The sequence below is a fragment of the Streptomyces graminilatus genome (assembly GCF_001418565.1).
Lineage (GTDB): Bacteria > Actinomycetota > Actinomycetes > Streptomycetales > Streptomycetaceae > Streptomyces > Streptomyces graminilatus.
Genome location: NZ_LIQQ01000052.1, coordinates 1 through 7156 on the forward strand (window position 1 = coordinate 1; position 7156 = coordinate 7156).

The 7156-nt window shown below is 70.1% G+C and carries 6 protein-coding genes and 1 pseudogene; 3 read left to right on the plus strand and 4 right to left on the minus strand.

The features are described 5' to 3' along the window. The 4 genes and pseudogenes from AOK08_RS47045 to AOK08_RS06030 all read right to left on the minus strand — a co-directional run. Positions 1-823: pseudogene (locus AOK08_RS47045) on the minus strand (hypothetical protein); the annotation flags it as partial. Next, on the minus strand, positions 805-1611 hold the full coding sequence (locus AOK08_RS06020) for an ABC transporter ATP-binding protein (RefSeq protein ID WP_055524356.1): 807 nt from the start codon (positions 1609-1611) through the stop codon (positions 805-807). The pseudogene AOK08_RS47045 and the gene AOK08_RS06020, both read right to left, overlap by 19 nt. Before the next feature lie 229 nt (positions 1612-1840). Further along, complete coding sequence (locus AOK08_RS06025; RefSeq protein ID WP_079053858.1) at positions 1841-3247, minus strand: aspartate aminotransferase family protein; 1407 nt, start codon at positions 3245-3247, stop codon at positions 1841-1843. Continuing rightward, positions 3232-3777 carry an Lrp/AsnC family transcriptional regulator gene (locus tag AOK08_RS06030; RefSeq protein ID WP_055524357.1) on the minus strand — a complete coding sequence of 182 codons (546 nt, stop codon included), beginning with the start codon at positions 3775-3777 and terminating at the stop codon, positions 3232-3234. Before AOK08_RS06030 ends, AOK08_RS06025 begins: the two co-directional genes overlap by 16 nt. Positions 3778-3973: 196 nt before the next feature. Between AOK08_RS06030 and AOK08_RS06035 the strand changes: the two genes are divergently transcribed. From AOK08_RS06035 to AOK08_RS06045, 3 genes are all read left to right on the plus strand, one after another. Next, positions 3974-5413, plus strand: a complete 1440-nt coding sequence (locus AOK08_RS06035; protein WP_055524359.1) for a gamma-aminobutyraldehyde dehydrogenase — start codon at positions 3974-3976, stop codon at positions 5411-5413. A gap of 121 nt (positions 5414-5534) precedes the next feature. Next, complete coding sequence (locus AOK08_RS06040) at positions 5535-6065, plus strand: hypothetical protein (protein ID WP_055524360.1); 531 nt, start codon at positions 5535-5537, stop codon at positions 6063-6065. A gap of 147 nt (positions 6066-6212) precedes the next feature. After that, positions 6213-7156 (plus strand): sigma-70 family RNA polymerase sigma factor (locus AOK08_RS06045; protein WP_157876575.1); only part of this gene is annotated, 944 nt, incomplete at its 3' end.

The window sequence follows — 7156 nt, forward strand, 5'->3', positions numbered from 1 at the left end:
GTGCCGCCCCAGCGGCACGACCGCCCGCAGACTGGGCGGGCTGGGCACGCTGGGCGGCGCGGTTGCCCGCGGACTGCCCGGGTCGTGCGGGGCTACTGCCCGCGGACTCCGCGGACTGTGTGGCGCCACCGGCCGCAGGCTGGGCGGTACGACTGCCCGCAGGCTGGGGGGCGCCACCGGCCGTCGGCCCGGCGGCGCGGTTGCCCGTGGGCTCTGCGGGCTGGGCGGTGCCGCTGCTCGCGGACGGCGCCTGGCGGGTGAAGCGGCCGTATGTCCTGAGGCGGGTGCCGGTCCTGCCGGATGTCGGGCGGGTGTCCCGGGGGCGGAGGGTCAGGGCCACCGCGATGGATGCCGTCACCGGGACCAGGGTCAGGAGGGTCAGGGCGGCCGGGAGGGGGAGGGGGTGGTCGGCGGCCAGGAAGTCCGCCGCGTCCCCGTCGAACGGCATGCCCGTCAGGTCCCCCCGCAGGTGGAGGAAGAACAGCAGGGCCAGCATCGAACCCAGGGTGCAGGACAGCGCCGTGGTCGTCGCCGAGACGGCCATCAGGCGACCCGGGCCCAGGCCGATCGCCGACAGGCCGGGGCGCGGTTTCGTGCCGGGGTCCGTGCGGGCCACCGTCACCGCGAAGTAGACCGTCGCCGCCAGGGGGGCCACGCACCAGGCCAGGCGCAGGGCCGAGCCGCCGGGGGTGTTCTGGTGGGCGAGGGCATGTCCGAGGGTGCCCAGGAGGAGGAAGCCGGTGGCCGCCGACGCCGTCGCGACCAGCAGTCGGCGGAGCTGGACGCCCGGGTGGGAGCCGCGGGCTAGACGGAGAGCGAGCACGCGGCCCGGCCTTCCGTGTCGGTACCGGCGCCGGTACCGGTGTCCGTGCCGGTGTCCCCGTCGGCCTCGGCTGCCTTGCCGGTCTTGCCGACCGGGGGCAGGTGGACGGTCGTCACGCGGCGGCCGTCGAGCAGGGAGACCCTGCGGTCCGCCAGGGCCGCCGTGTCCGCGTCGTGCGTCGCGAGGATCACCGTGATGCCGTGCGAGCGGGCCGCTGTCGTCAGCGTCCGCAGTACCTGTGCGCGGTCCGCCTGGTACAGGGGCGCCGTCGGTTCGTCCGCGAAGAGGACCGTCGGGGCGGGGGCGAGGGCCCGGGCGATCGAGACCCGCTGGCGTTCGGACTGGCGCAGCTCGTACGGGCGTTTGCGGGCCCGATCGCCGATGTCGAGGCGCTCCAGCCACTCCAGGGCCGCCGTCTTGGCGCGGCGGCGGCTGGTGCCGCGCAGCATCAGGGGCAGGGCCGCGTTCTCCCAGACGTTCAGTTCCGGTACGAGGACCGGGGCCGGGTCGATCCAGCCGAACCGGTCGCGGCGCAGCCGTTCACGGGTGAGCGGGCCCATCGTGTGCACGGGCACGCTGTTGAACCAGACCTCGCCCCGCATCGGGCGTACCAGCCCGGACAGGCAGCGCAGCAGGGTCGTCTTGCCGCTGCCGCGCGGGCCGCTGACGGCGAGGATCTCGCCCTCCCTGACACCGAGCGACACGCCGCTCAGCGCGGGCGAGCCGTCGTTGTGCTGGAAGTGCAGGGCGCGTGCCCAGAGCACGTCGTTGTCCGGCGGGGCCACCATCGCGTACACCTCGGTTCGGATCAGAAATGCCGTGCGGATCGCGGGCGGAATCCGCGAAACCCCCCGTGCGGGGGAACGAAGGCAGGGCCGATCGGTTACAGGCACGCTAGGTATTGGGCGGCGCGAGGCTGGACAGCACACGGCCCGGGCCCACCCGTTCTCACTCGTACGGGTGTACCCGGGCCGTATGAACAGCTGAACCGCCGGGAGAGGGGAAGGCTCCGGACGCCTACAACTTGGTCCACGCCTCCGTCAGCGTCGCGCGCAGGATCTGCTCGATCTCGTCGAACGTCTGCTGGTTGGCGATCAGCGGCGGGGCGAGCTGGATGACCGGGTCGCCGCGGTCGTCGGCACGGCAGTACAGGCCGTTCTCGAAGAGGGCCTTGGAGAGGAAGCCGTAGAGGATACGTTCCGTCTCCTCCGCGTCGAAGGACTCCTTGGTCGTCTTGTCCTTGACCAGTTCGATTCCGTAGAAGAAGCCGTTGCCGCGGACGTCACCGACGATCGGCAGGTCGTGCAGCTTCTCCAGGGTCGAGCGGAACGCGCCCTCGTTGTCCAGGACGTGCTGGTTGAGGTTCTCGCGCTCGAACAGGTCGAGGTTGGCCAGGCCCACCGCCGCGGACACCGGGTGCCCGCCGAAGGTGTAGCCGTGCAGGAACATGTTGTCGCCCTGGTAGAACGGCTCGGCGAGGCGGTCCGAGATGATGCACGCGCCGATCGGGGAGTAGCCCGAGGTCATGCCCTTGGCGCAGGTGATCATGTCCGGGATGTAGTCGAACTTGTCGCACGCGAACGTCGTACCGAGGCGGCCGAAGGCGCAGATGACCTCGTCGGACACCAGCAGCACGTCGTACTTGTCGCAGATCTCGCGGACCCGCTGGAAGTAGCCGGGCGGGGGCGGGAAGCAGCCGCCCGCGTTCTGCACCGGCTCCAGGAAGACGGCGGCGACCGTGTCCGGGCCCTCGAAGAGGATCTCCTGCTCGATCTGGTCGGCGGCCCAGCGGCCGAAGGCCTCCGGGTCGTCGCCGTGGATCGAGGCGCGGTAGATGTTGGTGTTCGGGACCTTGTGGGCGCCGGGGACGAGGGGCTCGAAGGGGGCCTTCAGGCCCGGCAGGCCGGTGATCGACAGGGCGCCCTGCGGGGTGCCGTGGTAGGCGACGGCACGCGAGATGACCTTGTACTTGGTGGGCTTGCCGACCAGCTTGAAGTACTGCTTGGCGAGCTTCCAGGCGGTCTCGACGGCCTCGCCGCCACCGGTGGTGAAGAAGACCTTGTTGAGGTCGCCGGGCGCCTCGTGGGCGAGACGTTCCGCCAGCTCCACCGCCTTCGGGTGGGCGTACGACCACACGGGGAAGAAGGCCAGTTCCTGCGCCTGCTTGAAGGCGGTCTCGGCCAGCTCGGTGCGGCCGTGACCGGCCTGGACCACGAACAGACCGGCCAGACCGTCGAGGTAGCGGCGGCCCTTGTCGTCGTAGATGTAGGTGCCCTCGCCCCGGACGATCGTCGGCACGGGAGCGCTCTCGTACGAGGACATGCGGGTGAAGTGCATCCACAGGTGGTCGTACGCGGTGCGGCTGAGATCCTTGGTGCTTGAGCTGTGGCTGTCGGTTGTCGTCACGGTTATCGGGTTCCCCACATGTAGGTCTGCTTCTTGAGCTTGAGGTAGACGAAGCTTTCGGTGGAGCGCACGCAGGGCAGGGCCCGTATGCGTTTGTTGATGACGTCCAGCAGGTGGTCGTCGTCCTCGCAGACGATCTCGGCGAGGATGTCGAAGGAACCCGCGGTCATCACCACGTACTCGACTTCCTGCATGGCGCTCAGCGCGTCGGCCACGGGGTCCAGGTCGCCGTCGACGTTGATGCCGACCATCGCCTGCCTGCGGAAACCCACGGTGAGCGGGTCCGTGACGGCGACGATCTGCATCACTCCCTGGTCGAGCAGCTTCTGTACGCGCTGGCGCACGGCCGCCTCCGAGAGGCCCACCGCCTTGCCGATCGCCGCGTACGGTCTGCGGCCGTCCTCCTGGAGCTGTTCGATGATGGCGAGGGAGACCGCGTCCAACTGGGGACCGCCGCCCTTGGACTCGCGGGCCCGAGGCTCGCGAGGGGTGGACTCGCGGGAGTCCCTGTGCTCTGCGCTTCGACTGGCCACGCCCTCACTGTGCACGAGGAGTCGGCAGTTTCGCAAGGCTGAATCGATGAAATCCGTTGTTAACAGGTGTCAGTCTTGCGGATTTCGCAGCCAGAAGGGGAATGGGGGTGTTGAAAACGTCGCGCTGCGGAATAGGGTGGTGTCTCAGTCAATGGACGTCCGAGCCGATCGGCCCCGAGCCGACCGGCACCCGAGATCTGGAGGGCCGGCAGTGAGCACCGAGCTGCGTCGTCTGCGCAACTACATCGATGGTGAGTTCCGGGACGCCGTCGACGGGCGGACCACCGAGGTGGTCAACCCCGTGACGGGTGAGGCGTACGCGACCGCGCCGCTTTCCGGGCAGGCGGACGTCGACGCCGCCATGGCCGCCGCCGCCGCCGCGTTCCCCGCCTGGCGGGACAACACGCCGTCCGAGCGGCAGAAGTACCTCCTGAAGATCGCGGACGCGTTCGAGGAGCGCGCCGAGGATTTGATCGCGGCCGAGGTGGAGAACACCGGCAAGCCGATCGGCCTCACCCGGGACGAGGAGATCCCGCCCATGCTGGACCAGATCCGCTTCTTCGCGGGCGCGGCCCGGATGCTGGAAGGGCGCAGCGCCGGCGAGTACATGGACGGGATGACGTCGATCGTCCGGCGCGAGCCGATCGGTGTCTGCGCGCAGGTCGCGCCCTGGAACTACCCGATGATGATGGCCGTGTGGAAGTTCGCCCCCGCGCTCGCGGCCGGCAACACCGTCGTCCTCAAGCCGTCGGACACGACTCCCGCGTCCACGGTCCTCATGGCGGAGATCATCGGTTCGATCCTCCCCACGGGCGTCTTCAACGTCATCACCGGCGACCGTGACACCGGCCGCCTGATGGTCGAGCACCCGACCCCGGCGATGGCGTCGATCACCGGTTCGGTACGGGCCGGTATGCAGGTCGCCGAGTCCGCGTCGAAGGACCTCAAGCGCGTCCACCTGGAGCTGGGCGGCAAGGCTCCGGTCGTGGTCTTCGAGGACACCGACATCGCTTCCGCCGTCGAGGGCATCTCGGTGGCGGGCTACTTCAACGCGGGCCAGGACTGTACGGCGGCCACGCGCGTGCTCGTGCACGAGTCCGTCCATGACGAGTTCGTCGCCGCGCTCGCCAAGGCCGCCGCGGAGATCAAGACGGGGCAGCCGGACGACGAGGACGTGCTCTACGGGCCGCTCAACAACCCGAACCAGCTCAAGCAGGTCTCCGGGTTCATCGAACGGCTGCCCGCCCACGCCAAGGTCGAGGCGGGCGGTCACCGGGTCGGCGAGAAGGGCTACTTCTACGCCGCGACCGTCGTCTCGGGCCTGAAGCAGGACGACGAGATCATCCAGAACGAGGTCTTCGGCCCGGTCATCACCGTCCAGTCCTTCGCGGACGAGGCGCAGGCCGTGCGGTGGGCCAACGGCGTGGACTACGCCCTCGCGTCGTCCGTGTGGACGAAGGACCACGCGCGTGCGATGCGCATGTCGAAGGCCCTGGACTTCGGCTGCGTGTGGATCAACACCCACATCCCGCTGGTCGCGGAGATGCCCCACGGCGGCTTCAAGAAGTCCGGCTACGGCAAGGACCTCTCGGGGTACGGCTTCGACGACTACACGCGGATCAAGCACGTGATGACGTCGCTCGGCGGCTGAGTTCCGACCGTGTCACCTGTGCGGCCCCGGACGGGAGTTCTCGTCCGGGGCCGCACGGCTGTGCGCTCGCATGTCGAGGGGGCGCTTTTGAACATGTTCAACTCGGGCGTACGCTGCCTCCATGAGCGACAGAGCCGCCCTGCTCAAGGGCATCCGCGCCTGGTTGGTCCTCTTCGTCGTGTGTCTGGTGCTCAGTGGCGCCACGGCATTCCCCCTCGTGCACGAACTGCGCTGGACCGAGAGCCTGCTGAAGGCCCTGTCCGTCCCCGATCACCTGCCGGGGCTGACGGCGTGGATCGGGCGGGTGCGCGAAGGCCTCGACGCCGCCGACCAGCGCTACCCCTTCGTCCTCTACGGCACGGACTGGCTCGCCTTCGCCCACCTCGTCATCGCGGTCGCCTTCTACGGGCCCTACCGCGACCCCGTACGCAACATCTGGGTCGTCGAGTTCGGGATGATCGCCTGCGCCGGGATCGTTCCGCTCGCGCTGGTCTGCGGGCCGATCCGGGGGATTCCCTTCTGGTGGACGGTGATCGACATGTCGTTCGGGGTGATCGGGGTGATCCCGCTGTACGTCGTGCGCAAGCGGATCAAGCGGCTGGAGGCGCTGACGGCGGAGCCCCCGGCCGTCGCCCACGTCGCCGCCGTGTGAAGGCTGCCCCCTGCGCGATACGTGTCGCGGCGGGCGAAAACCGTTATCGGGGGCGCCCTCGATCCGTCTCCTCCGGGTGACCTGGAGGGGGGAATCTGTGGGCGACGGGGCGACGTAAGGTGCACACACGTACGAGAGAGGGCTTTTGTGGACGGGCGCCAGTGGACATCTACCATCTCTGCGGCGCAGGCCGGTGACCGGCGGGCGCTGGACGAACTGGTCGCGGGCTGGCTGCCGTTGGTCTACAACATCGTCGGACGGGCCCTGAACGGTCACGCGGACGTCGACGACGTCGTGCAGGAGACCATGCTCCGGGCTGTCGACAACCTCGGCTCCCTGCGCGACCCGGACTCCTTCCGGTCGTGGCTCGTCGCGATCGCCATGCGGCAGATCCGGGACCGCGCCCGCCGCCGCACCACCGACACCCTGCGCGACGAGACGGCCGGGGGCGCCGCCGACTTCGCCGAACTCACCGTGCTGAAACTCCAGTTGGAGGGACAGCGGCGCGAGGTCGCGGAGGCGGTGCGCTGGCTCGACGACGAGGACCGGCAACTGCTGTCGCTGTGGTGGCTGGAGGTCGCGGGTGAACTCACCCGGCGTGAGCTGGCTGCCGCCGTCGGCATCAGCCGACAGCACGCCGCCGTACGCGTCCAGCGGATGAAGGAGCGCCTGGAGGCCTCGCGCGGGATCGTACGGGCGCTCGACGGCGCCTGCCCCGACCTGCGCGAAGTCACCGCCCGCTGGGACGGCGTCCCGGACTCCGTGTGGCGCAAGCGGTTGGCCCGGCACATCAGGGGGTGCGCGTACTGCGCGAGCCCCGGCGAGGCGGTCGTCGTACCGGCGGAACGGCTGCTGGTGGGCATCGCGCTCGTCCCGCTGCCCGTCGGCTTCACCCTGTCGCTGGCCTTCGGCGGCAAGACGGCCGTCGCCGCCACCACCGGTGCCTCCGTCAGCTGGTCGGGCAAAATGCTCGGCGCTCTGACCAAGCCGGCCGTCGCCCTGAGCGCGGGAGTGACGATCGTCGCGGGCGGCGCGTACGTCGTGACGCAGCCCGCGAACGACCCCCCGGCGGCCATCGCGGCCCCCACGGC